Annotated in this window: 15 protein-coding genes and 1 tRNA gene; 2 read left to right on the top strand and 14 right to left on the bottom strand. The window is 57.1% G+C overall.

Annotation, left to right across the window (positions count from 1 at the left end):
- Positions 1-384: 384 nt before the first annotated feature.
- Both LOC70_RS12035 and LOC70_RS12030 read right to left on the bottom strand, forming a co-directional pair.
- Entirely contained in the window at positions 385-1917 is a 1533-nt protein-coding gene (locus LOC70_RS12035) for a sulfatase (protein WP_230253826.1), read from the bottom strand.
- Between the two features lie 46 nt (positions 1918-1963).
- On the bottom strand, positions 1964-2956 hold the full coding sequence (locus tag LOC70_RS12030) for a rhomboid family intramembrane serine protease (RefSeq protein WP_230253825.1): 993 nt from the start codon (positions 2954-2956) through the stop codon (positions 1964-1966).
- Positions 2957-3099: 143 nt separating this feature from the next.
- On the opposite strand from LOC70_RS12030, the gene LOC70_RS12025 reads away from it, so the two are divergent.
- Positions 3100-6246 carry a PVC-type heme-binding CxxCH protein gene (locus tag LOC70_RS12025; protein ID WP_230253824.1) on the top strand — a complete coding sequence of 1049 codons (3147 nt, stop codon included), beginning with the start codon at positions 3100-3102 and terminating at the stop codon, positions 6244-6246.
- A 240-nt stretch (positions 6247-6486) separates the two neighbouring features.
- On the opposite strand, the gene LOC70_RS12020 is transcribed toward LOC70_RS12025, so the two are convergent.
- The 6 genes from LOC70_RS12020 to LOC70_RS11995 all read right to left on the bottom strand — a co-directional run bounded on the left by LOC70_RS12020 (position 6487) and on the right by LOC70_RS11995 (position 17715).
- Complete coding sequence (locus LOC70_RS12020; RefSeq protein WP_230276586.1) at positions 6487-7662, bottom strand: pseudouridine synthase; 1176 nt, start codon at positions 7660-7662, stop codon at positions 6487-6489.
- Positions 7663-7684: 22 nt separating this feature from the next.
- Positions 7685-7758 (bottom strand) — tRNA-Ile (locus tag LOC70_RS12015).
- A 79-nt stretch (positions 7759-7837) separates the two neighbouring features.
- On the bottom strand, positions 7838-9025 hold the full coding sequence (locus LOC70_RS12010) for an aminotransferase class I/II-fold pyridoxal phosphate-dependent enzyme (RefSeq protein ID WP_230253822.1): 1188 nt from the start codon (positions 9023-9025) through the stop codon (positions 7838-7840).
- Positions 9026-9050: 25 nt separating this feature from the next.
- Positions 9051-10970 carry a sulfatase-like hydrolase/transferase gene (locus LOC70_RS12005; RefSeq protein WP_230253821.1) on the bottom strand — a complete coding sequence of 640 codons (1920 nt, stop codon included), beginning with the start codon at positions 10968-10970 and terminating at the stop codon, positions 9051-9053.
- A gap of 109 nt (positions 10971-11079) precedes the next feature.
- Positions 11080-13419: an efflux RND transporter permease subunit gene (locus LOC70_RS12000; protein ID WP_230253820.1), complete on the bottom strand. Its 2340-nt coding sequence runs from the start codon at positions 13417-13419 to the stop codon at positions 11080-11082.
- Positions 13420-13797: 378 nt separating this feature from the next.
- Positions 13798-17715, bottom strand: a complete 3918-nt coding sequence (locus LOC70_RS11995; RefSeq protein WP_230253819.1) for an efflux RND transporter permease subunit — start codon at positions 17713-17715, stop codon at positions 13798-13800.
- A 580-nt stretch (positions 17716-18295) separates the two neighbouring features.
- Between LOC70_RS11995 and LOC70_RS11990 the strand changes: the two genes are divergently transcribed.
- The gene (locus LOC70_RS11990) at positions 18296-19369 is read left to right on the top strand and encodes a transaldolase family protein (protein ID WP_230253818.1); all 1074 of its coding nucleotides are present in this window, start codon (positions 18296-18298) and stop codon (positions 19367-19369) included.
- A 118-nt stretch (positions 19370-19487) separates the two neighbouring features.
- Here the strand turns inward: LOC70_RS11990 and LOC70_RS11985 are convergent, their stop codons facing one another.
- The 6 genes from LOC70_RS11985 to LOC70_RS11960 form a co-directional block, all read right to left on the bottom strand.
- Complete coding sequence (locus LOC70_RS11985) at positions 19488-21260, bottom strand: S41 family peptidase (protein WP_230253817.1); 1773 nt, start codon at positions 21258-21260, stop codon at positions 19488-19490.
- A 666-nt stretch (positions 21261-21926) separates the two neighbouring features.
- Positions 21927-22208, bottom strand: a complete 282-nt coding sequence (locus tag LOC70_RS11980; protein WP_230253816.1) for a DUF350 domain-containing protein — start codon at positions 22206-22208, stop codon at positions 21927-21929.
- Positions 22209-22282: 74 nt separating this feature from the next.
- Entirely contained in the window at positions 22283-22450 is a 168-nt protein-coding gene (locus LOC70_RS11975) for a hypothetical protein (RefSeq protein WP_230253815.1), read from the bottom strand.
- The gene (locus tag LOC70_RS11970) at positions 22450-24030 is read right to left on the bottom strand and encodes a DUF4178 domain-containing protein (protein WP_255716001.1); all 1581 of its coding nucleotides are present in this window, start codon (positions 24028-24030) and stop codon (positions 22450-22452) included. The genes LOC70_RS11975 and LOC70_RS11970 overlap by 1 nt, the downstream gene beginning before the upstream one ends.
- Positions 24027-24578, bottom strand: coding sequence for an S-adenosylmethionine decarboxylase family protein (locus LOC70_RS11965; protein WP_230253813.1), 552 nt, complete (start codon positions 24576-24578; stop codon positions 24027-24029). The genes LOC70_RS11970 and LOC70_RS11965 overlap by 4 nt, the downstream gene beginning before the upstream one ends.
- A gap of 24 nt (positions 24579-24602) precedes the next feature.
- Positions 24603-25742, bottom strand: coding sequence for an SPFH domain-containing protein (locus tag LOC70_RS11960; protein WP_230253812.1), 1140 nt, complete (start codon positions 25740-25742; stop codon positions 24603-24605).
- Between the last annotated feature and the right edge of the window lie 571 nt (positions 25743-26313).

Below are 26313 nucleotides of genomic sequence, written 5' to 3'. Positions count from 1 at the left end.
TTCTACGACATACTTCCTTGATGTACCTGGCATCTCTGATCCTCCTGTACGAGATGCCGAGAGCATACAAAAGCATGACAATTAGAGATAGAGCAACTACTACGGGGGTGCGTGGCCATGTCTCACCCGATGCATCGATCGATGCTTCGGTAACCCTCGCCAGGCACGGCCTGACCTACTGTTTTAGCGTAGGTCAGGTTCCACCTGACGCCCCGGCCGATGCTTCGAAAGAAGCGAGGCGTGCAATCAAAAACGCTGCTCATCGCGGGCGAGTCGACCGGCCGGCGACCTTCGTCAGGCACGGCCTGACCTACGGGTTTTGCGGCTATTTCTTACACGACGATCGACCAATGCTTCGGCAAACCTCGTCTGGCATGGCCTGACCTACGGGGTTGAGAGGCCAAAATGCTCGGCGACAATCTTTCGGAGCCGCTGGGTGATCGGTTGGTTGTTGCTTGCTTCGTTGTCAATTTCGTGCGGATCACTGCGGTGATCGTATAACTCTTCGGCGATCAAATTGCCTTCTGCGATGGAACGCCACTGGGTGTATCGGTGGTGTCGGGTTCGCACGGAATATCCCCACGCCGTCCAACGTTCACGTGGTTGATAAAAGGGATGCTGATGCTGAGTGAAAGCGGCTCGTTTCAACTCTTGATCGGGATCATTCAGCAATTGGGAGACATCCATCCCCTCCAGGTTTCCCGGCAGGCCCTCCGACACGCCGGCGATGGCGGCTAGCGTCGGGAACAGATCCACCAACTCGGTCAGCGATGGAGTGCGTTGACCATGAGATGCCTCCCGTCGCGGATCAGCGGCGATGAATGGAACGCGAGCGTCGAGTTCAAAATTGGACGTCTTGCCCCACAAGGCTTTCTCGCCCAGGTGAAACCCATGGTCCGATAGAAACACAACCACGGTGGATTCGCGATATCCACTTCGATCCAAAGCCGTCAGCATTTTGCCGACTTGGGCGTCTAAGAAACTGATGGATGCGTAGTACCCATGTCGTAAGTGCCTGATCTGCGATTCTGACACCGGGCCTTCATTCGATACCCCGTCGTAACCACGGACTTCTCGGGACGGGTGCAGTGCAATATCCGGAGTGGATTCGCCGGGCTTATCGATGACCGGCAGAGGGATTTGCTCGGGATCGTACAGGTCCCAGTACTTTTCCGGTGCAACGAATGGCAAATGAGGTCGCCAGAAACCGACCGCGAGGAAGAAAGGCGGAGCGTCCTCGGGGTAGCTCTCGATCACCGAGCTTGCCAAATTCGCGATTTGACCATCGCGATAGGCAAAGTCGGGAACCGCGTGGCTTTCGGTGACCGGAGCCTTCTTCAGTTTGTGGCGGCGAAGAGCCGGCGGCGTGTTCGAGTACACGGTGTCCGCGGCGTGTGTGCCTTGATGAAACACTTCGTCGATGGACCAAGACCGGCGATCTTGCGTGTCACCCATGTTGTGAAAAATCTTGCCGATGTCTTGGCAGAAGTACCCGTGATTCTTGAAATGTTCCGGCAACGTGGTCAGCGTCTTGCCGGACGGTGCTGTTTCGCGAAAAGATTTTCTTAGATCATCCACCCCGACGGTGTTGGGTCGCAGTCCGGTCAAAAACGACGATCGCGACGGGTTGCAAACCGCCTGTTGGCAATAGGCTCGATCGAAGGTCAGACCTCGTGCAGCAAGCGAATCAAGATGAGGCGTGATGGCGGTTGGGTCGCCGTATGGACCAATCGCACAATTCAGGTCGTCGGCAACAATCAGCAAGACATTGGGCCGATCGTTTGCAAAACAGTTGGTTGCAAGGAAGCAAGTGAAGAGCCAGAGCAGCGGAGTTCGAATCATGTTGAGAGGGCGGGCAGTGGTGTGAGGTGGGAACGTCGACCACGAATGGCCGGACGTCGCCTCAGGGTATCTCATCGGCCGTCCAAATTCACGCGTTCGGCGTGGTGGACTCAGGCGGTCATCATCCGAAGCTCTTGGGGAGCACCGCGGCAATCACCATGCCAATGACCAAACCACCGACGTGGGCACCGTTGGCAATGCCTTGAATCAACGGTGTCATGCAAGCGAACATGAACCCGAGCATGAGGTAGACATTGAAAGGTGGGATGCCAACCGGATAAGAAGGTTGAAATTTTGGGCGAATCCAGATGTATCCAAACACACCGAACACGGCTCCTGACGCACCGATCGCCATCGGCGATTCCAACCAGTCGGGCAGCAGCACTTGAACCAGCGTGCCGACGATCTGACACACGATCAATAACAAAGCGAGGAACCACGAACCGTGCAATCGTTCAATCACACTACCCAGTGTGAACAAAGCCATCATGTTGAACACCAAGTGCATCGGTGATCCATGCAGAAAGGCTGGTGTGATAAATCGCCACAACTCGCCTTTCTTGATCGATACCCATGGGTCGTCGGTCTTTTGATATTGGATCGGATCAGCGAAGCAGAACGCAGAAAACAGCTTCTGTTCAAACGACAAGAAGTCGCCCGATTCAATGGCTTCCAGGGTCAGGCGATCCGGCAGGTTGCGATTTGGCCGTGGATTCCCAAAGCTGGTCGCGTAGCTGGCCAGACCGCAGACGATGATCATGCCGATCACCACAGGGATCGGGCCGGACATCGTCGCCCGACCACCAAAGGATCCTGATGACCCACGCAGCGATTGTTGGGACTTCCGCTGCATCGACAGTTTGCGTTTTTTCTCCGCTTCCTGTTCTTTGCGAAGCCGGGCAGCTTCCGCGGACACGTCAAATTTTGCGGAATTGGGTGACTGAGTGAATTCTTGCAAGGCTGTACGGGCGTGATCCACGTCCTTCTCGTCGCGAATCCAGATATCATGGGACTCGCCGTCGTGATCGACTTTTGACGCAATTTGTTGCGTTTGCAGATAGTCGTTGAATTGGTCCGCCAATTTGGGATCGGTAAAGCCGCCGATTCGCCGCATATCAGTCTTTCTTGTTCGAAACGAAAATGATCCCCATGTTCTACGTTGATTGCTCGAAAAATGCACGGGTGGTGAGCCGAGCGGTCGCGCGATGCGTTGGAAGCTTTTGGCTCGGCTGCCTCTTTGCAGGAATCTTCGCCAGCGTGTTCGTGACGACGGACGCGGCAGCGGACGATTTTCCGACGCCGATCAACACGGAGCCATTGGCCGAGCCTGGTGAAAACGGCCAGCCCGCGGGACCACCTTTGTTGTCCGCCGAGGAAGCCGCGAAGGCGATCCAATTGCCAGACGGTTTTATGACCACGGTGTTTGCTCACGAACCCGAGGTTCAAAACCCGATAGATTGTGCTTGGGATACCATGGGGCGTTTTTGGGTCGCGGAAAACTACACCTACGGTCAACGCGGCGTTGCTTGGCGGGCAGATCAACGCGACCGAGTCTTGGTGTTCACCGACGAAGACTTGGACGGAGTCGCTGATTCACGCAAGGTGTTTCTGGATTCCGTGCAGCAGTTGACCAGTGTCGAAGTCGGCCGCGGTGGTGTTTGGTTGATGTGCCCGCCGCAACTGCTTTTTGTTCCGGATGCCGATGGCGATGCTGTTCCAGATGCCGCACCCGAAGTTGTTTTGGACGGGTTCACGATCGCCGAGCAGAACTATCACAACTTGGCGAACGGTTTGCGGTTCGGTCCCGACGGATGGTTGTACGGTCGTTGCGGTGGATCTTGTCCGGGACGCATCGGGCGACCGGGGACGCCTGACGAAAAACGCATCGCGATCGAAGGCGGGATTTGGCGGTATCACATAGAAACGCAACAAGTCGAAGTCCTTTGTCATGGAACGACGAATCCGTGGGGACATGATTTCGATCGTCACGGAGAGATGTTTTTCATCAACACGGTCAATGGGCATCTGTGGCACGGCATTCATGGAGCTCACTTCATGCGGCCGTTCACATTGGATCCCAACCCAAATGCGTACGAATTAATTGACCAACACGCGGACCACTTCCACTTTGACACGACCGGTCGATGGCAAGACTCGCGTGATGGTGCCGCGAATGATTTCGGGGGCGGGCACGCACACGCGGGCATGATGATCTATCAAGAGTCGACTTGGCCAACGAAGTATCAAGAGCAACTGTTCACGCTGAACTTCCATGGCCGACGAGCTAACCAGGAACGCTTGGAACCCGTGGGCACGGGGTACGTCGGGCGACACGAGCCTGACTTTTTTCTCAGCGGAGACCCGTGGTTTCGTGGAATGGAATTGACCGCCGGTCCGGATGGGAACGTGATGGTCCTGGATTGGGCGGACTTGGGTGAGTGCCATGAGCACACAGGAGTGCACCGGTCCAGCGGTCGCGTTTTCCAGATTCGGTACGAAGCCGGCGTGCCCGACGATGTATCCGAGCGTTTGAAAAAGCTGAATGCAGAAACGCTCGACGCCGCAAGCTTAATCGAATTTCAACTGTCCGATTGGCGTTGGTTCTCGCATCAATCCCGATTGCGAATCGCTCAGCTAATCGGGGATGGCATGGATGCGACGCATTTGAACCAAGAACTTCTGGCTGCCTACGCGGATCCATCGCTTACCCCGCAACAACGACTGCGGTTGCTGTGGACACTGAACGTCACGGGCGGTGCCACGCGGGAATTCCTGATTGCCGGAATCGCGGATGAGTCGCCTCATGTCCGGAGTTGGTGCTTACGTTTGCTGACCCAACACTGGCCGATCGACGATGTGTTTGGGCCGACTGCAGCGAGCCGTGATGCGGCAGAACGCGTCACGAATGAGTATGCAGGTTTGCAGAGCGATTTCCTCTCGCTGGCCGAAGCCGATGTGCCCTCGGTGCGATTGACCGTGGCGTCCATCATGCAGCGATTGCCCATTCATTATCGTGGTGAGATTGCTGATTTCCTGACCGAGCTGAATAGCGGCATCGAAGACGCGGATGATCACAATCAAGGATTGATGATTTGGTATGGGCTGATGTCTTGTGCTGACGCCGACCTCGATCAGCTAACGTTCGGCGTGGAGCAAAGCCAAATTCCGTCCACCGTTCGGTTGGCCAGCCGTGCTTTGGCGGAGCGAATGAGCGAGTCTCCCAAGCCGTTTGCGGAGTTGCTTGCCAGTGTGACGCGACGTCTAAAAAGTGACGGTGATTTGAAAGGCGAGCCCAACGTGCGATGTGCGGATGCCTTCCTGGACGGCGTGGCGGCTGGCATGGTGGGCGTGCGGCGTGCCGAGCGACCCGAAAGTTGGGATACGTTCTATGAAATCATTGCGCAGCATTCGGATCTGCGAGAAAAGCATGCCGAGACGATTCGAAAACTGGCAACGTTGTTCGGTGACGGACAGAGTGTCGAAGCTTTGATCAAGGTGGCAACGGACCAGCAAGCCGATGTGCTGGAGCGTTTGGCGGCAATCAAGGGTTTGATCGAAAGCCGATCGCAATCCGAGAATGATTTGGATCAGGAGATTGTCCGTTTGGCAGCCCCGCTGATGAAGGATCCTCGGGTGAACGCCAAGCTGGCTCCCTCATTGGCCACGATCAAACGGCCGGAAGTCGCGAAGATGTTGTTGGACAACTACCGGCGTTTTCGTGCTCCCCGCCGTTCGGCGGTGATTGGATTGCTGTGTTCTCGCGACGTGTTTGCCGATCCATTGTTGAAAGCGATCGAGGAGCAGAAAATGCCCAAAGACGTTTTGAATGCGTCCCATGTGCGAACGATTTTATCGCTCGACAATCCAGAACTTCAGAATCGTGTGGAGCAAGTTTGGGGCAAGCTGCGCGACACTCCGGCCGACCGTGAACGTGAGATCGCCGAGTGGACAAGGACGTTGACGTCCGCTCGTTTGCAGACGGCCGATCGGTCGCGAGGTCGAGTGTTGTTTGAAAAGTCGTGTTCGGCATGTCACCGAATGTTCGGCAGCGGCGGACAAGTCGGACCGGATTTGACGGGTGCCCAGCGCAGTGATTTGGGATACCTGCTGCACAACATCATCGACCCCGACGCGGTGGTCGGCGCGGACTACCGAGCGACAAAAATTGTGACGGTGGACGGGCGATTGCTGGTCGGATTGGTGACCCAGCGTACGCGGCAATCCGTGACGATTGTCGCTGCGGATCAAACTTGGGTGTTGGCCAAGGACGATATCGAAATGGAAGCGGCGACGGATCAGTCGCCGATGCCCAGCGGTCTGTTGCAGCCGTACAGCGAAGACCAAGTCGCGGATTTGATGGCGTACTTGCAAAGTCCCACGCAAGTCGAAGCCGCGAAAGAGTGACGTGGGTGTTCTTTGGGTGGACGTCGGCCAGGAGTGGCCAACCTACGGGGGTTTGAATAAAGGTTGGGCACTCTTGCCCGACCACTAGACAGGCAGCGATCGAACCGTCATCGCAACGTGTACCAGATGGGGTGGCGCGGCTTCGGGTCAGTGCGGACGTCGGCCAGGAATGGCCAACCTACGGGCGATGCTGGTGGAGCTGTATCGCTTGCGCGTACTGACCTAGCACACTTCGTTTGGTCAACGACCGCGGCGGCGGCTGGCTTTCCCGCGAGCCGGTTTGGGGCCGGGTTTCTTGCCGGCTGTTCGTTTGCGAATGATGTTGGGATTCGATTTCGAGCGTTCTGGCTTGTCGGCGGCTTGCGGTGCATCGCCACCGATGACGGTGCCTCCAATGACGCTTCCGCTTCCGAGTTTGCTTGATTTGGGTTTGCCTGCTTTCGGTTTCCCCGAGTTCACTTTGCCGCGTGGAGTGCTCGACGATTGGGACTTCTTGGTCGCCTTGCGAGCCCCTTGGTATGCACCACGACCCGAGGCTGGTTTGGCAGCCACATTGCGGTTGGCACCGCCCGGACGGCGTTTGATCGACTGCCCCGATCGTGGCCGCGATGCCGCTTCGGCTTTCGCGGCACGTTCGGCGTGCTCGACGCCTCGCCGCAACTTGTCGACTTCGTCTCGCGTCAATTTTCGATAAGCACCGCGAGGAATATCGCCGAGTTTCAAAGGGCCAATCGCGATGCGTCGCAATTGTTGAACCTTGTGGCCCATGCGAGCGAGGATGCGGCGAATTTCGCGATTTTTGCCTTCCTTCAACCGAATTTCCATTTCAGTTGCTTTTGGGCGTGCCTTCAAAATCCGGGCCCCGTCGACTTGGACGAAGCCTTCCGCGATGTAGATGCCCTCTCGCATCTTCTTCATCGTTTCGCCGCGAACTTCGCCGGCAACCACGACTCGGTAAACCTTTTGAATGCCGTATTTGGGGTGAGCCAACTGTTGGGCCAAATCACCGTCGTTGGTGAGCAGGATCAGGCCTTCGCTGGACAAATCCAAACGTCCCACTGGAAACACGCGTTCCGTCGGCGGCACCAAGTCGATGACTCGAGGTCGGCCTTTGGGATCGGAATTTGTGGTGACGATCCCGGCTGGTTTGTTGACCGCGTAATAGACCAACTTCTGCGGACGCAGGTTGGCGCCGTCCACGCGAACTTTTTGGACGTTGGGATCGACCGTGACGCCCAGCTCGGTGATGGTTTGACCGTCGACTTCCACGCGTCCTTCGCGAATCAGTTCTTCGCACTGACGTCGACTGCCAAAGCCGGCTGACGCCAAAAGTTGATTGATGCGCTTCGCTCCGGAGTCCGATTTGTTTTGGGCTGAGGATCGGCTGCGTTGCGATTTCGAGGGTTGGCGTGGCATGAACGACGAACAAAGAAAAAGGTAGGGCTGGCAGGACTTGAACCCGCGACCTAGGAATTATGAGTTCCCAGCTCTAACCAACTGAGCTACAGCCCCGAAATGCGAGATTCGCAGGGGGAGATGATAGCTGCCACACCGTTTTTTTAACAGTCGTGAAGTTCGCGAACGGACGGGGCTAGTTGCCGGCGGAGGTCAATTCCGGGGCTTGTAGATTCGGGCAGACTCGATGAATGATCTCGGCCAGCAGTTCGATGTCGTGGTCGCGATGGGCGGCTGTGATCGAGACTCGCAAACGCGATTTGCCGTCGGGCACGGTTGGCGGACGAATTGCCGGGACGAAGAATCCGTTGTCGCGAATCGCTTGGCTGGCGAGAACGGTTTCCTCTTCATCACCGATGATCAGCGGCACAATCGGGATCCCCGATTCGAGACCGCTGGCATCGAGATTCATTAGCCGACGGAATTGCCGTGACATCATCGCCACGCGGTCGCGTCGGTCTCGCCAATGAGGCAAGCGCTGGATCACACGATGGGCACCTTCGGCAATCACGGGTGACAGAGCGGTGCTGAAAATCAGTGATCGACAGGCGTTGACGAGCGTGTCGATCACGATCTGCGGTCCCGCGACAAAGCCGCCTTGATGGCCAATGGCTTTGCTCAGCGTTCCAATCCGCACGGTGACTCGGTCGGTGACGCCATACGCATCGCACAGTCCCGCGCCACGTGGTCCCAAGACTCCGGTGCCATGGGCCTCATCAACGATCAGGTGGGCACCAAAACGCTCGGCCAAATCAGCCAAACCCGGCAGCGGTGCCACATCCCCGTCCATGCTGAACACGCCGTCGGTGACGATCCAAGTCATCCCGGATACGTCCGTTCGGTCACGAAGCACGTGTTCGACAAAATCCAAATCGCGGTGCGGGTAGATGACCCGTTCCGCTTTCGAGAGCCGGCAACCATCGATCAGAGAAGCGTGATTGAGTTCATCGCTGAGAATCAAATCACCGGCTTGCGGCAACGTGGCCATCGTGCCGGAACACGCCGCATACCCGGAGGGAAAGATTACTGCGGCGTCGGTCCGTTCCAATTCAGCGATGGATTGGGCCAGCGCGTCATGGCGAGGCGTCCATCCGCACACCAATGCGCTGGCGGACGCCCCATGAGTCGAACATGCGGTTTGCAAGTCACAGCCGCGAGTTTCGTCGGCGATGACACCGAGGTAGTCATTGCCGCCGAAGTTCATCAGCCGACGCCCATCGTCCTCGACGATGTGAACGCCCTCGACTCGTCGGCGATGAAGCTTTCGAGTCCGGCCGTCCTTGGCAATGGTGTTCAAACGATCGTGCAGAGGTTGAAGTGACATCGGTCTGTTCTCTCGTGAAAAGCGATCAATCCGCAGTAAGGTATTGGAGCAAACGTCCGACGTAGGAGTCCGCTCTTTCGGGCGAAAGTTTTGTTTTTCTCGGAAGTTTGCCGAGTTGCGTTTGCCAGCCATCCGATAGTTGGTCGCGATGATTGTCGATCAGGTTCAACGCGGTCATAGCGACGTAGTGGCCTTCGTTGTCGGCGTTGGACAAATCGAGCAGCAACGCTTGAGCTTGGTCGCGTTGTTGGTCATTGCCTGCCACCAACAAACCTTCCGCAGCCGCGGCGCGAACGATGGGGGCTTCATCGTCAGCAGCAGACTTCTCGAGAATCGACAGAGCCTTGGCTTTGGTTTCATCCGAGAGATCGGTGTTCGGCGACGTCAGGCCCAGAGCCAACGCACGGACTCCCCAGTAACGGTCGATGCTGGACGGGCGCTGCGTGACTCGTTCCAGACGTTGCACGGCGGTGTCGGGCAAATCATTCCAAGCGGCGGTTGCACGCCAAGCGATGTTGACCAGCTTTTCCCAATTGAGATCGCTGTTCAGTGCCCAGGTGCGAGGATCCTGTTTGCCGCTCAGCCGATGCAGTTCCGCTTCGGGCAACACACCCAGGTCTCGCGTCGAAACCATCCAATTGCGGGTCGCATTTCGCAGTTCACGAAGCTTGTCAGCGTGAGCCGGATCGTTCGCCAGGTTGTTGACTTCATCAGGATCCGATCGCAGATCGAAAAGCTCTTCGAGCGGTTTGACTTCCCAGACCTTGGATTGAGCCTCGTTCAGCTCACCCGCGTCGTACATTTCTTTCCAAACTTGCGTCGTCGGTGTTTGGAACATGTAGTCCAAGTACGCGAAGTAAATGCGTTCCGGATGGAAGTGACGCAGATAAACAAAGCGTCCATCGGTGCAGCTACGCACCATGTCGACTCGTTCATCCATGCGACCGCGATAGCCGAACAAGAGTTCTTTCGATTCGCCATTGAGTGGACCGGCGAAGGGAACACCCTGCATCGAATCGGGCACGTCGGCTCCGGCGAGGCTGATCGCGGTGGGCCCCATGTCGACGAAGCTGACCAAACGCTCGGTGACTCCGCCACTGGCGTAATCTTGTGGGGCCAAATGTTTGTACTTCTCAGGCACGTGCAGCAAGAACGGAACGTGCAAACCGGAATTGAACGGCCAGCGTTTGCTGCGAGGCATGCCGCTGCCATGGTCACCGTAGTAAAAGACGATCGTGGAATCGGTCAGTCCGTCCTCGTCCAGTTGCTTCAAGATGCGTCCGCACATCGCGTCCATCTCGGTGAGCCGGTCGTAGTACTGGGCCCAATCACGCCGGACTTTGGGGACGTTGGGGTGATAGGCGGGAACAGGAGCCTTGTCCGGGTCATGCACCAACGTGTGCTCGTTGCGAATCTTGCTTTCGTGGCTGATCGTGAAATTGAAAATGGCAAAGAACGGTTGATCTTTTCGCGGGCGGTTGCGGAAGTGGGCTTTGCCATCGCATTGGTGCCAGCCTCCTTTGCCGAGACCTTTGACGAAGTTGTAATCGGTCTTCGAATTGTTGGTGCAGTAGTATCCGGCTTCACGCAACACGTCGGGATAGAACTGGAACCCATCGGGCACCTTCACTCCGCTTCGCATGTGTTGTCCACCGAGGCTGGTGGCATACATGCCGCTGATCAACGTCGTCCGCGCGGGAGCACAAACGGGCGCGTTGGACCAACACTTTTGATAACGCAGCGAGCGAGAGGCGAGTTGGTCCAGGTGAGGTGTGTCGGCGTATTCATCGCCGTAGCAACCGAGCTGCGGACCGTTGTCTTCGCTGGTCAGCCACAGAATGTTGGGTGGTGCCAACGTTTCGTCAGCGGCGCGCGTTGATGTTAGATAGGCGGGGGAGACGAGCCAGCAGCCCAGTACGGCCGCGAGGGTCCAGCTTCGGATCATGGTGGGAAACTTCGTTCAAGGCGGGATTTAAAGGAGCGTGCTTGCCCCTTCCGCCTCTCATCGTAACCGAAGCGATGGCTCGGTGGCGCGGGTGAAGTGCACCCTTTGGCTAACTTCCCGGCTGATTTTGTGCGCGGGCGAGTTTAGGCGTCAGAAATCGACCCAGCGGCGATGCCAGTAACGCCGGTAGCAGCAAGACATCGCCGACCAAAGCCGCCACCAGCAGACCAAACATCATGAAGGCAAAACGCTGGGTGGGTTGGAATTCTGACAGCCCGTAAACCAAAGGTGAGATCGCGCAGACGGCGGTCGTTTGCCACATGGCGGGGCCGCATTTGTGAAGTGCCGCGATGGAAGCCTCCATTCGCGATTTTCCCTGCCGCGATTGGTTTTGGAATTTCGTCAGGAAGTGGATTGTTCCGTCGACCGCGATTCCCAGTGCGACACTGGCGGTCATCACCGATCCGATGTCCAGCGGGGTCTGCATCAAACCCATGGTGCCGAACAAGGTGATGGTTGGAAACAAATTGGGGAACATCGCAACCAAGCCACCGGACACACTTCTCAGCAGCAGCATCATGATGATGGCGACGATGCCAAACGCGGCTAGAAAGCTGCGAAAGAGGTCCTGCAGCAAAACGTCTTGCGATTCCGTTGTCATTGGAACGCCCCCTGTGAACGTTCCCGTGATGCCGTCGCCGGCTTCTTCCAAGATTGGGGTGAGTTCCGCCTGAACGCGTTCGAACTCTGACCGATAGTCGATGTCCTCGTCAAACGGAAAACGAAAACTGATCCGCCACAATTGGTTGCCGGCTTCGTCGCTGGCGATGTAGCCGGCGTCTTGCAACGCGGAATCGGGGTCGTTGAGTTGCCTGCGAATGTTGGCTTCCAGCACGGTGGAGCGAATGCTGCGGCTCTTTTTCGACGGCGGACTGGGAAGAAATGATCGTGCCGAGAAGACTCCGCCGACCAATTCCGTTTGTCGAAGATGGTCGTCCACGTCACGGACCAAGCGAAATCGATCGATTGGATCAGGCATCGCCTCCGGAGCGAACTGGACCACGACTTCCGCATTGATCGTGGGGCCAATGTGTTCTTCGAACCAGGCGTAGTCCGTCCGTATGCGGCTCTCGGCCGGAAACATACGTGGGATGTTCACGGAGGTTGTGAGGTCCGGCAATCCGGAGGCCGCAACGGCTGTGATGAGTGTAAAGATGGTGACGACCGTGATCGGCACCTTCATGAACTTTGCGGCAAAAGCCTCCCAGGCGTGGCCGATGTTCTTTCGCCACGTTTGAACAGGCAAGGGATCATTGTCCTCGGCATTCGTGCTCTTTCGGCTCGCACGATGTTTGGCTTGGTGACGGGCTCCATGCCACTGCATCGCGCCGGGCAGGAGAAGCAACAGCAACAACAGCGTGCTGAAGACTGATCCGGCGGCGATTAACCCAAAGGCACTGACTGGAACCAGTCGCACCAGCCCCAGCGAACCAAGGCCGATGATCGTCGTCGTCGCGGCCAACCAGCACGGCAAGATGCCCGCCTTCATCGCTTGGCGTGTTGCCGCGGTGGGATCGATGTCAGGATCGCTGCACATCGCGTCGCGGTAGTAGTTGCACAGGTGGATGCCGGCGCTGGCGGTCAAGACAAACACAAGCGGTGGCAACACAATCAGAATCGCGTTCATCTCGATTCCGGAATACAGCACCATCGCCAATGACATGCCTTGGCCAATCACCGCCACGATGATGATGATTGCTGTCAGAACAAGCGACCTCAGGCAGAAGACGCAGATCAATGCACCCAAGATCACCGAGGGCAGGGTGTATCGGTCGATCGATGTCTGAGCCTCCGCGTCCACGAGCGCCCCGTCGGTCGGTGGTCCTGCGGTGTAGATCTGCTCCGCGTCGACACCGATTTTGTCCGAGACAATTTGTCGGATGTCATCAATGACTTCCTGGCGTTTTAAACTGCCGGCTTCCGTAAAAGTCGCCAGCACGATCGTTTGCTCGCCGTCTTCTCCAATCAGCGAGCCACGCAGTCGAGCCCTGGTGGCACGCTCGGAGAAACTGGTTGGCGGGCTGGTCAGCACATCAAACACGCGTTGGCCCGAGCTGACCCCTTCGAGGTACGCCGCACGCTGCGGCGTGGACTCAGTCAGAGGCAGCAACGCTTTGGCGGCTTCGTCGACGGATTCGCTTCCGATCTTGGCCCCGTCCCAACCAATCATCAAAACGTCTTGACCCTGAAACAGCTTTGAGAAGTCGTCGTACTGTTTGCGGACCGGCATGTCTTCGGGCAACCACAACGCGGGGGCGTTGTACATCGTGCCGAGTGCACGAGCCGAATCACGAATCGCCAGCGGTGCGAGAATGCATACCGCGACCAGTCCGATGCAGAACCGCACTCGGTAACTGGTTGCCTGGTCCGCCAAAGATTTCAAAGGCATGTCGCATTCGTCGATGAAGTGAGTCCCGAAGAGACGCGGAGCGTACCTCATTCAGAACGTTCTGACGACGGTTGATTCGATGCGTTGATGCTCGTTCGCAGCAGAACCTATCCGATCAGATGGTTCATTTGATTCAGGCAAGAGAGTTTGCCTGACCAACGCAAATTACCGGACGTAGTGACGCGTCCACGCGAACTTGGACGGCGGTGGATGCAAATGGTCTGCCGTTCGAACGAGACCAGCCTGCAATGCCATGAGGACCCGCCACGCGAAACAAACAATCGCCGCAGGGACTGAACCAGCTTGCCGGTGATCCTGTCGACACAAGGTCCGATCGCCGCGGGTAACCTCAGAATGCGACTCGCAGGCAAGACACCGCTATCCCTTCGGCGATGGGCGATTGGCGTCTTTGCGTGCGGGTGGTTTGTGCAGTTTCAACACCGGAGTGTCCTCCGTGACAACGCGATCGTCGTTGACACGGGCACTTTCGCTCATCGAATCCAGTTCGACCCCGCCAATTTCACTCGCGGCGGCAATGCCAGATTGCCCCGGATCAAACGTGGGCTTTCCCAGATGGTCATGCCGGGGTTTGAAAACCTTCCCGAGCGGTCCAGCCAGCAAGGCTGGAAGCAAGATCAAGTCGCCGATCAAGGCCGCGGCGAGCATCACCAACATCAACGTTCCAAAACGCTGTGTCGGCGTGAACGTTGACATCGCGAAAATGAACAATCCTAATCCGCCGACGATGGTGGTTTGCGTCATCGCAGGCCCCACTCGACGGTAGGTCTCGATCACAGCTTCGCGACGAGTCTTGCCTTCTTCCAAGAATTGGCGAAACCAAGTCAGAAAGTGAATGGTGTCATCGACGGCAACACCCATCGCAACACTGGCCGTCATCATCGTTCCGATGTCGACCGCCGTTCTCAAGTGACCCATCAAGCCGAAGACCAGCAAAACCGGGAAGACATTGGGGATCATCGAAACGGCACCGGCCAACAATCCGGATTGGATGTTGGCGGGCATCAACCAGCGTGTTGGGAACGCCCCGGGGTTCAGCAAGACGATCATCACGATCCCAATCAACACGAATGCCAACAGGATGGACTCAACCAAGCTGCCCAAAAGCGTGCGTTGGGCTTTATAGACCACGGGGACGACGCCGGTGTAGATGACTTGCGGCGTGGCGGGTTCGTCCAGTTCAAAGATTGGCAGTCGATCCGGTTGCCCACTGGCGACTTTGTCCAGCGCCAAAATGTGTTTCGGAATCGACTTGGCGATCACATCCCGCGCGGTCAGCAAACGAGCCGCACCCTTTGTCGCCAATGCCGCACTGTCATCCGCCAATTCCGCAGAGTCAGCGAATGGCAAATCCGAGACATCGACCACCACGTCGGCGGCGGCAATGCGGCGGTCCCAATTGTCGTCCGTGGTTCGTGCGATGGCGTCTTCCGCGTTGGGATCGATCCAGCTCTGACGAATGCGTTCATTGCCGAGCAACTCACGAAGCGTCGACAAAAAGATCGCTTGTTGATCGACCACTTTTTCGCCCGTCGCTTCATCGACCTTCACCAAGGAAGCAGAATCGAGATCGACCACGTTCTGTGCCCCGAGCACCAACACCTTGGCTTTGGGAATCTGAGTGCCGTCAGGCTGTTGAATTTCTCGAATCAGTTCCGATCGCACTCGATAGGCCTGGACCACCGGATCAACGGCGTCTTTCAGTTCATTGATGAACAGTCCGTAGTCAACGTCGGACAAGGCACTGACGCGAAGGCTCAAACGCCACAACTCGCTGTCTTTCAGCGGGCCGTTCTTTTCGAGTTTGACGTAGTCGCTTTCTAACAGCTCCGATCGCGATTCCGTCAACCGGTTGTTGAACAGATTGCGTTGGGCACTCCAACCATTGCTGACGTCGGGCAGCGGAGCGATGAAGGTGTCCATGCTCGACGCTTGGCCAACTTTCGCGATGCCTTCCTCACCCAGTGATCGGGTGACGACTTTTCGAATTCGCGAGACCGCTTCGATCCGCTCGAGCAGACTCAGCGACACCGGATCGGACAACTTGTCTTCCGCTTCGGTTTCCTCCTCTGTGGTGGCGTTTGCCAATCGCATCGGACGTTGGATTTCGGGCGGCATGCGGACCACGATTTCCATCGGCACTAGATTGCCGAAGTGATCTTCCAACCATGCATAGTCGCGAAGGATACGAGCCTGAGGATCGAATAGCTTTAGCAACTGCACCGATGTGGTGATCTTGAACAACCCCAGCGAAGCCAACACCAACCCGACCAGGCAAACGGTGCTGACCATCGCATGGTTGCCCGTGATCCAACGCCCCACGCCAGCCCACCAAGCCGCCAATTCCAGTTCGCCGGACACGGCGCCCTTTTGCGGTTTGGTTGTGTCGCCGGGCGACGTGCCTTCCGCGTTCGCGGCTTTCTTGGCAGCAGCCAAACGTTTGCGTTCTTCAGCTTTGTCTTGTCCGAACTGCGGCGAGAATGTTTCCAGAGCGGCTGGGAGATAACTGAACAGCACGCCCAATGTCGAAATCACACCGATCGCGGAATACAGACCGAAGTTGCTGATCGGTTTCAGATTGCTGGTGAACAGGGACGCCAAACCAATGGCGGTCGTTAGCGCGGCCAAAGTACACGGCAACGCGGCGTGTTTCAGTGCTCGAGTCGCCGCGCCGCGACGGCCTCGGAAACGCACTTCGTCGCGGTAGTAGTTGATCACGTGAATGGAACCGGACAGGCCCAACACATACACCAGTGACGGCATCGACATCAAAATTGCATCGACTCGGCCGCCGGTCCAACCGACGACGGACATGCTGAGCATCGCAGCGGACCCGCCGACGATGAACAACATGATGGTGACTTTGAAACTGCGGAAGCAGAAGTACGACAGCAACACGCCAACCAAGATGCAATAACCGACCAGACGCACCAAAGTGACGGTGCCTTCTTCGTCGATGGCGATGTTGTCGACGGGAGGCCCACCCATTCGCAACGGCGGCATGCCACCGATCGATTCCGGTGGTTCGCGATTGAACGGTGGCGGTGCACTGCTGGGTGGCAGCGGCGGTTGAATGCCGGACTGTTTCGCGAGTTGCAACAAGCGTCCCTGAGGCATTCCGAGCGTGCCACGACCGATTGCGAACGCCAGGTTGTCTTTGGCAAGGTCCGTCAACGTGACCAGCAAGCATGTCAAACGTGGCGGTGGTTCCACACCGAGCGAATCGTAAACCGCGTACCAGGCATCCGTTTGAATCTGCGTCAGCGCCGTCGGCAATCGTGATGCATCGCCTTCCAATCGCGAATCAACGAACTCTTGCAATGTGGTTGCGATGCGTTGGTCGGCGTCGTCGGGAACTTCGGATCGCCGATCAGCCGGCAACTGCTCGACAAAGGATTCAGGCTTCCAGTCGAATTCGAAAGGAACGGCCGGAGCGAACAAGGTTCCGGTCAAACGCTCCATCGCCAAACGCTTGGCCACGATGGGCTTCTTCGTGACATCGGTCAAATCGATTGGCCACAGAGGTCCATCCTCGGCTGCCAACTCTTCCGCGATGGTGGCTCCCGTTTGCACCGTTTGAAACAGCGGCGCGCAAAGCAACATGGGATCGTTGTAGAACGGGTTGACTCGTTCCGGTGTGGATGGATCCCCAAAGGCGGTCACAAATTGCCCACGCAGTTCGTAACGACCCGCTGCCTTGTTGACCTTGCGGATGAGCGCCGCGGGGCCATTCATGGACTCTTCCCAACGGAACAGTTTGCCGTCGGGTTGGATGTAGTACCACGTCCCATCAGCCGAGGCCAACCACTTCTCGTCTTCGCCACCCCAGTTCGTCAGTTCCTGGCCGGGCGGCAGCAGTTGCAACTCTTCGCCGAGTTCACGCGCGCGAACGCGAGCCTGGATTTCGGCCAGCGACAACGCATCTTCGCCCCACGCTTCCTCGGCAGCCAATTGCTCACGGTAATTGGCGGATTCATGCAGCAGTTTCTCTTCCAGCAAACGCAGACGTTGATCGCCGACGTTGCAACCTTCCCAGGTCAGCAGCACAAAGCTCTCGCCGGCGAAGTGATCCGCGAACCAGTCGAGTTCCGCGGTCTCTGGGAAATCGCTGGGAAGCCAATCTTTGACGTCATTCTCTTTGTTCTTCAAACCCATGCGAGCCGCGCGGAAGGCGGAGGGCAAGAAGAAGAAAAATCCCATCAAAATCAACAAAGCCACGGTCAGCCCCAACGGGCCGGGTCGCTCCAGGAACGACGGCTTGGCTGAATCTGCGGTCATGAAGGATTCCGATGAAGAGAAGTCGATTCGGGTCGGCAATCACATGCCGATTTGAGTTGGACGGACGTTGTCAATCGAGCAGTAAGCTATCGGGGACTTGGCGTAAGGTCCACGTCAATGCGTTTGCACGGGCCAAACGTTTCACAGCTTGGAACACATTTGAACGGATTAGAAAAAATAGGAAGGTTTGGCTTGGATCATTTACCTTCGCGAAGGAATCCGGGATGAATCTTGAATGTGACCGATTGCCCCACCCCCACAAATCAGGCTCAATGCAGTCTAATTGGCAAAACAGCCCATTTCGCAACGCAAAGTGCTGTCATTTGAACATGTTTCAAGGTCCATTTTCAGGATCCACCCGTCCTGTGGTGGGGAGCTGTTCTTCTTCGACACACGGCGATCTGCATTTTGTGCCGCGACGCCCGTCGTTGGACATGGAAACCAGGTTTTCGCCCGTCGGGATTTCGGATCGCATTTTGCACGATTGGCCTGGTCGTTTCCTTTGCCCGTTCGCGTCGTTCGTGAAATCGTCAGCGATTTGACGAATGAACGTTTCCACTCTGCTCACTGAAGAGAACCGATGTCTGCATCCCTCCAGTCACTGATTGATTCCGGCACCAAGCTGTACCTGGATTCCGTCGAACCATCCGAAGTCGACCAAAACCTCGCTTGGGGCGCCGTCGGGGCGACCAGCAATCCGGCCATCATCTCGGGAATCGTCAAAGCGGGCGGTTTCGATTCGCGAATCGACGAACTGCTCAGCGAAGGTCACGACGACGAAGCCATCGCGTGGGCGTTGACCGACGAATTGGTCAACGACGCGGAAAAGAAATTCGCGTCGATCCACGAATCCACCGGCGGCAATGCGGGCTGGGTGAGCTTCGAATTGGATCCGATTTTGGAAGACCCGGATCAGAAGTTTTCAGCGGCGGACATTGCGGAACGCTACATCGAGCTCGGCAAGCAGTGGAACGCGGGCCACACCAACCGCATGATCAAAGTTCCTGCCACGGAAGCCGGCTTGGCCGCGTTGGAAGAACTGGCCGCCAACGGAATCACGCTGAACGTCACGTTGATGTTCACCGCGGACCAGTACCACGCGGCTCGTGAAGCCGTTTGGAAAGGCGCTCAGCGCGCGGCGGAAGCTGGCATTCGTTCGCTGGATCAATTCAAGTCCGTGTACAGCATCTTTATTTCGCGAATCGATGTTTACACTCAGAAAGAACTGCCGAACCTATCCAGCGATGCTCAAGGCCAGGTCGGCATCTTGAACGCCAAACGCATTTGGAAAGAGAACCAAGAGTTCTGGGCCGACAAAGGTTTGAAGCTGGAGCAGGAGTTGATCTTCGCCAGCACAGGTACGAAGAGCAAAGACGATCCACCGTGGAAGTACGTGGCGGCGTTGGCTGGCAGTGACATTCAAACCAACCCACCATCGACCAACGAAGCGGTCGACGCCAGCGGTGAAACGTTCAAACGTCAAGTCGACGAGATGCCTTCGCAAGCTGTCCAAGACGAGATTGATGGCGCGTTGGACGTGGCTCACATGCACAAGTTTTTGATGGACGAAGGGGTCGACAAATTTGTCAAACCCCAGCGTGAATTGCTGGCGATCATCGCCGCCAAGCGAGAAGAATTGTCCAGCAAAGCTTGATCGATCAGTGATATCCCAAGCGTCCGGTCCGGCCGGGCGCTTGGGGTGTTCGCACGGTTTCAGGTAATTGTCCTGTGGAACCGGACCTACGTTTTTGCGGCTTGGGCCGGGACAGTCTTTATTGAGCCGACTGGCCCAGGAACTCGATGGCTTTTTGAAGCACGTCGTCTTCCAATTCCGTGACCAAACGTCCGCTTTCATCGGGACGAGCCGCGATGTAGGTCGGTGGGACGGAGATATGAGGCTCCACGCCGTTGCGGCTGATCGCTCGGCCGCTGGGCGAATAGAACTTTGCGGTGGTCAAGCACAATCCGAACTGGGCGGCTTGCATGCGGAAGATCCCCTGCACGCTGCCTTTGCCATAGCTCTTTTCGCCCACCACCGTTCCGCGATTCGCATCGCGAATGGCACCCGAGAAAATCTCGCTGGCACTGGCACTGTTTCGGTCGATCAAAACCGCCAGCGGAACGTTCCAAGTGTTCGGACGGTGTGCCGTGTAATCAAAGTTTTCGCGAGCGTTGCGTCCGCGAGTCGTCAGAATACGGCCGGTCGAGATGAAACGGTCCGCAACCTCGACCGACGCTGGCAACAGTCCGCCTGGGTTGTCTCGCAGATCGATGATCAGTGACCGCATGCCTTGACGGCTCAGGTCCCACAAAGCCTGTTCGACTTCTTTGGGCGTCGACTTTTGAAAGTTCGTCAATCGGAAGTAACCAACCTTGGCTTCTGTATCGACCAGGTGCACGTTTTCAACGCAAGGCACATCCACACGACGGCGAGCGACCTGAATTCGGCGGGCGGGTTGATCCACCGAAGCGATCTCCAACGACACCGACGAGCCTTCTGGACCACGCAGCAAATCGGCAACGAAGTCTGGGTCGCGGTCGGCGGCCGAGGTTGTGTCCACACCCATGATACGATCGCCCGCCTTGATACCGGCTTCATCGGCCGGCCCGCCGGGAATCACAGACAAAATCTGCAAGCAGTCTTCGCCTGGTTTCAGCTCGACCCCCAGCCCAACGAAATTGCCGTCAATCGTGCTGAACATATCGTCCAACTGACCGGGCGAGAGCAATCGTGTGTAGGTATCCAGTGTCGACACGGCTCCGCTGACGAATTCCAGCACGGTTGCTGTTCCGCTCAGCCCGAGTTCTTGGTTGGCCATCGACGCGACTTGAGACACCGTGGCTCGCAAATCGAAACGACTCTGGGTGGAGCGGTTGCTAATGCGGTGATGGATCTCCATCCGGAACTTTTCAATTTGCTCCCGGCTTGTGTTCGGCAACATCGTTTGAACGAACGTTTCGTCGTCCAACGCGGTTTCGAGAGCCGCAGTGCCGTGCAACAGCACTCGCGACCACTCGATCGTGTCAACATAGTGTGTTTGCAGATTTGCCAAGATCTCGCTGTACAAATCCAGCGATTGCGACGTCGTCATGTCGCGGAGCGATTGCAGGTAGGTTTGATCTTGGTAGCGACGTTCGACATCAAAACGCAAACGGCTGATCAGCAGACGCTGGTACAACATCCGGTCTTGCGGGAAACGACGGGTGGCCGCTTCGTAGTGATCGATCGCATCGCCCCATTGTCCGGCTTCTTCTAATTCGATGCCATCGGCGAGTGCCTTGGATCGTTCTTGTTCGTCGAGCTGGCGTTCCGCGTCATTGGTTGGGGCGGAAGCAACGGGACCGCGCGAGGGCACGAAGCCTTGTGCCTGGGCTGGCAGGGCGGAACCGCCCACGGCGAAGGATCCGACAATCAACGCGAACGTGCGAAGTCGTTGCGAGGTGCGCTGGCGACCAACACGCGAAACAACTGCGTTGTCTTGGTGCGACACGTTGGTTTGCTTGTCCAAGGCAAAACATCGGTTGATCGTCGTTAACAAATCCATGCGCCGATTCCATCGAGAGTGTCGTTGGAGGGGGAATGCTGGACAGGGGTGTGTCCAAGCCCCGCGGAAGACACTCCGAACCGTGGGGCTGAGCAAACTTAGGTCACAAAACGTGCCCGGTCAAAAAACCGAGTCGATGAAATATCACCCTGTTTGCTCCAAACCGGACGACCCGATGAACGAGCCGTCGGTTGTCGCGGCGACGGAAAGATTGCCGGTTAGAGCAAGCTTGTCGCTGGGGCGGATCACGCCAATTAGGCGTGGTCTTCATCGCGTGTTGCGCCTCCAGTGCGCAGAAAGAGTCAACTTTGATGACAGGTTCTCGAGGAAGACTTGTCATCCGTTTCCAATCTGGGTTTCACACCCAAGTTGTGAAACGATCGCAACGCTCATCGTCGCGGGTTGACTCTTGGCATCGCGGTAAAGATAGGCAGTGTCCCGCACGCGGGCAAGCAAAGCGAAGCCAAGTGCAAGGCTCTATCTGGTGGAACCGGCCGTGCGACGCTGGAAAAGATGGACCGACGATTCGTCGCCCATCACGTCCGGCAACAGTTCGTTCGGCACTCGCTCGTTTGCCGGTGCTACTTGTCGGCACGAGCGGCGTTCGCGTCTGGGCTCTACACAATTGCTGACATGCCACCGCGATTCATCAGGGGGCGATGTTCGTCAACCGATGACGGACGCGGCGATGATGATCGAGATTCCAAGCACAATCGCTGCGACAACGATGGAAACGGCCAAGTTATGCTCTTCGCCAATCTCATGCAGGATCGAAAAAGGGGTCAACTTCTCCATCAACACCAGGCATCCCAAGAAGACAACGATGCCCACAATTGAAAACACACACGCCGCAATCAAGTGTTGCAGCAGCAGATCCAGACTGGTGACGGGTTCGACTGGGACGGCAACAGTGGTGCTTTGAGCAAGTTCGGTCCATGGTTGATTCATCGTTGGGCCTTCAATTTCGATTGTGTTGTGATGTGGTCAGTGAGAGGTCTGTTTCGCGAGCAAGTTTTGGACGGCTACTTTCCGCCACCCCATGAACCGCCGTAGGCTCGGCCGCCGCCGCTGCCATTGTTCATGTTGTCGACGATGCCAAGGTTGACGGCTTTCCATCCGCGAACGGCGGCAATCGTGTACCAGCCGCAAACCAGAAAGCCGACGATCAAATAAATCCGTAGCAGTTTCATCAGCTGTCTCCACTGGCGTATGGGCTGAAGTCACTTTCTTTCCAGCGGGAGACTTCGAAGTTGTATTTGAAAACGATGCAACCGATGGGAATGGCTGATACGAAGATCGCAGCGTAGAAGAACAACCATCCGTCAGCCGATGGCGTTGCCGATGCGCTGCGTTGGTTCATTACGAACATCACCAGCAGATAGAACAGAAAGAAAAACCATCCGCTCCAAACCCCGATCGAGATCGGCGGCGAAGGTTGAATGACGCCGACACCCCATGGTCGCGTCAAGTTTTCCACCTCAAACGCGGATTCAATTTCAGCGGGCGTCATGTAAGTGCCCAACGACACGACGCGTTCGCGAGTTTTGCCGTCGCCGCTGTCTTCGATCGATAGCATTCGAGGCGGTGCGATGAAGTCGGCGGTTTCGACACGGTCGCCTTGCTGCACTTTCCAGTAGAACTCACCAATCACATGACGCACGATCGCGGTGGCCCGATCGTAGACACGGAACGAGTCACCGTCGTAGCGGAGGCTTCGCGACATCGGGTTCATTGCGACGCCCGGAACTGGCTCGACAAACGACCAATGTCGGTCGTTCTCGACTAGCCAGCGGAAGCCCACACCGGGGGCGTACAACAAGTATTCCGTCCACGGGTATGTCGACCCGGCGTAGCGGACGAACCGAGCCATGATGCCAATGATGATGTACTCAGTTCCGCGAATATTTCCGCGAACGCCCAGAGGCAACGAAGTGTGCATCTCGCGTTGTTCCAGCATCGTCAGCAGTTGCAAACGACCGTCATCGTTCTCAAGCAACGCTCCGCAGTGTTGGCAACCAACCCGAAGCGTTTCTTTGGGAGCGTGCAGGTCCAACGAACCTCCACACTTCGGGCAATTCAAATGCAGCGATGGAACGGCGATCGTTCCCGACCCCGGATCCGGCTGCCAATCGGGTGTCGATAGATTGAGCTTGTCTGCGGTGACGGTTCGCCCGACATAGGTCGTCTGGTCGCCGCGGGAATAATCGAAAGTGGCGAACCACGCACCACCGTCCTCGTCGGCAGCACCGTGCAAATCGACGTAGCGGTGTTCATCGCCAGGACGGAACGGCCACGGGATTTCACCTTGTGCGGTGCGTGCTTTTGCGACTCCGATTTCAGCGACGGTCAAATCCTTGCCACCGAAATGAATTACATCGCCCAGCGATAGCGTTTCCATCGCGGGCAGCGGAGACTTTTTGCGAACCGGGCGTTCAAACGTCAGGTGAAGCTGACCCTGAGCCTCAGCCAACCAAGCCATCTTGTCGCCGGGAAACCGCAGGTACCATTCATCCCAAACGCCACCCGCGGAATGGTCGTATTGAACACGGCCGATGACTTCGAAGGGTTTGCCACGAAATGATCCGCTGGTTCCCAGTTGCACGACCGAATCGGTTTCGACCAGATCGCTGACCTTGCCATAGTCCTCGATGTCTTTGTCACCGCGAGCGACCGCGGTGTGACAAAACTCGCACACGCTGACTATCGAATTTCCGAATCGAAATTCGACCGGGGCCCCGCAGCCAGGGCACGACGCGCGACGAACCTTCATTCGTCGACCTCGCTTTCGCGGCCATTTGTGTTGGCCGAGTCATCAGCGAGGCAACAGGCGGCATCGTTCCATGCACCTCGGCGCAGGTGCCGAACATCAACATGGTTTGCACGCAAACGCAGCGTCAATTGACGTCGCCAATCCCAGTCGGCTCGTTCGCGACAGCACACCAAATTGAACGTGGCGATGCCGTGTTCGGGATAGGTGTGCACCGCCAAGTGTGATTCGGAAAGCAGGTAGAGTGCCGTCACACCGTGAGGTGAACCAAACACATGAGACTGAGGTTGGCCGATCACTTTCAATCCCAGCGATTCAATGACCTCTTCACAGATTGACTGAATGAGCGGAAGAGACTGCAACGCAGCGACCTCACAACCGGCCGCGTCGACGACCCACTGACCACCCACGCTGATCACCGGACCGTCAGCCTGGTCGTTGACCGGTGACCGGCGCGCACCACGCACCGCTCCTTGGTCAGCGAGACCGTTGGCATGTTGGTCGACGACATCCATCGTGGAAAGATCGTGTGGCGGGGGCGTTCCGGGCACTGAGTTCACTCCGTTGTCGCACGCTCACTGGGCCGGTGGTGGAGGCGGCGGAGCGGCGGCGCTGAGCATGGACGCCAAGGCGGGGACGTCTTTGGCCATCGACCATCCGGCCATCCCGGCAGACCAAACCATGGTTTGCGAGCTCATTTCGCCGCTGCCCAAACCACTGCGAATTTGATCGGGAGTGAACGGCCCGTGGGTGACACCGTCTTTGGCGACATACCACGCCGTCGCGGCGGGTGGAGGAGGCGGTCCCGCGGGAGCTGCTGCTGGAGCCGCCGCACCAGGGTTTACGGCGCCGGGTGACATCGCATTTGGCATCATTCGGCCGGCCATGGCCACGCCAAGTCCCAATCCCAGGCCGTCGGCTGCTCCACCGCCGCCACCGTTTTCGGCAGCAGACGTCATGGCTTGGCCCATTTGATATTGCTGGAATCGGTTCATGTCGCCGATCACGCCCATGCTCGTGCGGGTGTCCAATGCCTTTTCGACGGCTTCGGGAAGCGAGATGTTGACGATGAACAACTGCGGGCAATCCAGACCGTATTCATCGTCGATCTTTTCGACCACACGCTCTCGCAGTTGGGCGGCCAACTGTTCGTAGTTGCTGGCCAAATCCAACGCGGCGATTTGCGACGACCCGATCAAATCCGCGAAAGAGGATTGAATGATCGAACGCAACAGGACGTTCACGTCGTCGGCACCGAACTCACCGTCCGTGCCAACGATCTCCGTCAACAAGGCTTTCGGTTCCACCGCACGCAGGGCATAGGTCCCAAAGGCACGAATTCGAATTGGCCCGAACTCGGGGTCACGCAACATGATTGGGTTGGGCGTGCCCCACTTCAAATCGGTGATCTGTCGCGTGCTGACAAAGTACACCTCGGCTTTGAACGGACTGTCGAAACCGTACTTCCAACCTTGCAGCGTCGACATGACCGGCATGTTTTCGGTCGTCAGTTGGTAATGTCCCGGCGGATAAACGTCCGCGATTTCGCCTTTGTGAACAAACACGGCGGTTTGCCCCGGACGCACGATCAACTGCGCCCCGTTCTTGATCTCGTTGTCATGTCGAGGGAAACGCCACATCAGAGTGTGTTGCGTGTCATCGATCCATTCGATGATATCAATCAACTCAGAACGAATCAGATCAAACAATCCCACGTCGCGTCTCCTGTGTGCGGTTTCGATTTGGATGCAAAGCCTAGGGCGGTTGGGGGGCAGGGTCAAACCCGTCGATCCCACCGCTGGTTTCAGGCGTCAGTGCCATGGCGTGCGAGCAAAGTCTAGCGTTCAGCGGTTGTCTGCTGGGACGCTGACGCGACTTCGAAGACCCGCAATTTCGCTTTTCATGCCGCGTCCGATCCACGTGATCGAAGGCTACAAAGTTCGCCATGCCATCCGTCTAGGCGGAGAGAGTCAGCCGGCAGGGCGCGCCCGTTCAACTCGGCATGTCCGATCCATGTGGAATATCAAACGAAAATTGCGATGATTTCGTAGGGTACGTACCGAAACCTTCCCCGTCGTGGGGCGTTTCAATCGCAAACGGAGCCGGAAAAGACGGCTTTTGTGGCCGTGTTCGACGTCGGCAGATTTCTCAGGCGAAATTTCGAAAGCTATTCGGACAGTCTATGCAATCTGCTACAATTGAACCCGCTGCGGAGCGGTCAGTGTTCGCGTCATCACCCTTGTGAATGATGTCAGCGCTGTTTGAACGCCACCTCAGTCCTGCCTA

This window comes from Rhodopirellula halodulae, assembly GCF_020966775.1.
In the GTDB taxonomy this organism is placed as follows: Bacteria; Planctomycetota; Planctomycetia; order Pirellulales; family Pirellulaceae; genus Rhodopirellula; species Rhodopirellula halodulae.
Note: the sequence above shows the minus strand (reverse complement) of the source record. Positions and strands in the feature narration are given on the sequence as shown.

Bases quoted from the DNA above. Each gene is read 5' to 3' on its own strand.
- LOC70_RS12035 (WP_230253826.1), bottom strand. From the start codon at position 1,917: ATGAGATACCCTGAGGCGACGTCCGGCCATTCGTGGTCGACGTTCCCA.
- LOC70_RS12000 (WP_230253820.1), bottom strand. From the start codon at position 13,419: ATGCCTTTGAAATCTTTGGCGGACCAGGCAACCAGTTACCGAGTGCGG.
- LOC70_RS11970 (WP_255716001.1), bottom strand. From the start codon at position 24,030: ATGAAGGTTCGTCGCGCGTCGTGCCCTGGCTGCGGGGCCCCGGTCGAA.
- LOC70_RS11985 (WP_230253817.1), bottom strand. From the start codon at position 21,260: ATGGATTTGTTAACGACGATCAACCGATGTTTTGCCTTGGACAAGCAA.
- LOC70_RS12030 (WP_230253825.1), bottom strand. From the start codon at position 2,956: ATGCGGCGAATCGGCGGCTTTACCGATCCCAAATTGGCGGACCAATTC.
- LOC70_RS12005 (WP_230253821.1), bottom strand. From the start codon at position 10,970: ATGATCCGAAGCTGGACCCTCGCGGCCGTACTGGGCTGCTGGCTCGTC.
- LOC70_RS11980 (WP_230253816.1), bottom strand. From the start codon at position 22,208: ATGAATCAACCATGGACCGAACTTGCTCAAAGCACCACTGTTGCCGTC.
- LOC70_RS11990 (WP_230253818.1), top strand. From the start codon at position 18,296: ATGTCTGCATCCCTCCAGTCACTGATTGATTCCGGCACCAAGCTGTAC.
- LOC70_RS12010 (WP_230253822.1), bottom strand. From the start codon at position 9,025: ATGTCACTTCAACCTCTGCACGATCGTTTGAACACCATTGCCAAGGAC.
- LOC70_RS11975 (WP_230253815.1), bottom strand. From the start codon at position 22,450: ATGAAACTGCTACGGATTTATTTGATCGTCGGCTTTCTGGTTTGCGGC.
- LOC70_RS12020 (WP_230276586.1), bottom strand. From the start codon at position 7,662: ATGCCACGCCAACCCTCGAAATCGCAACGCAGCCGATCCTCAGCCCAA.
- LOC70_RS11995 (WP_230253819.1), bottom strand. From the start codon at position 17,715: ATGACCGCAGATTCAGCCAAGCCGTCGTTCCTGGAGCGACCCGGCCCG.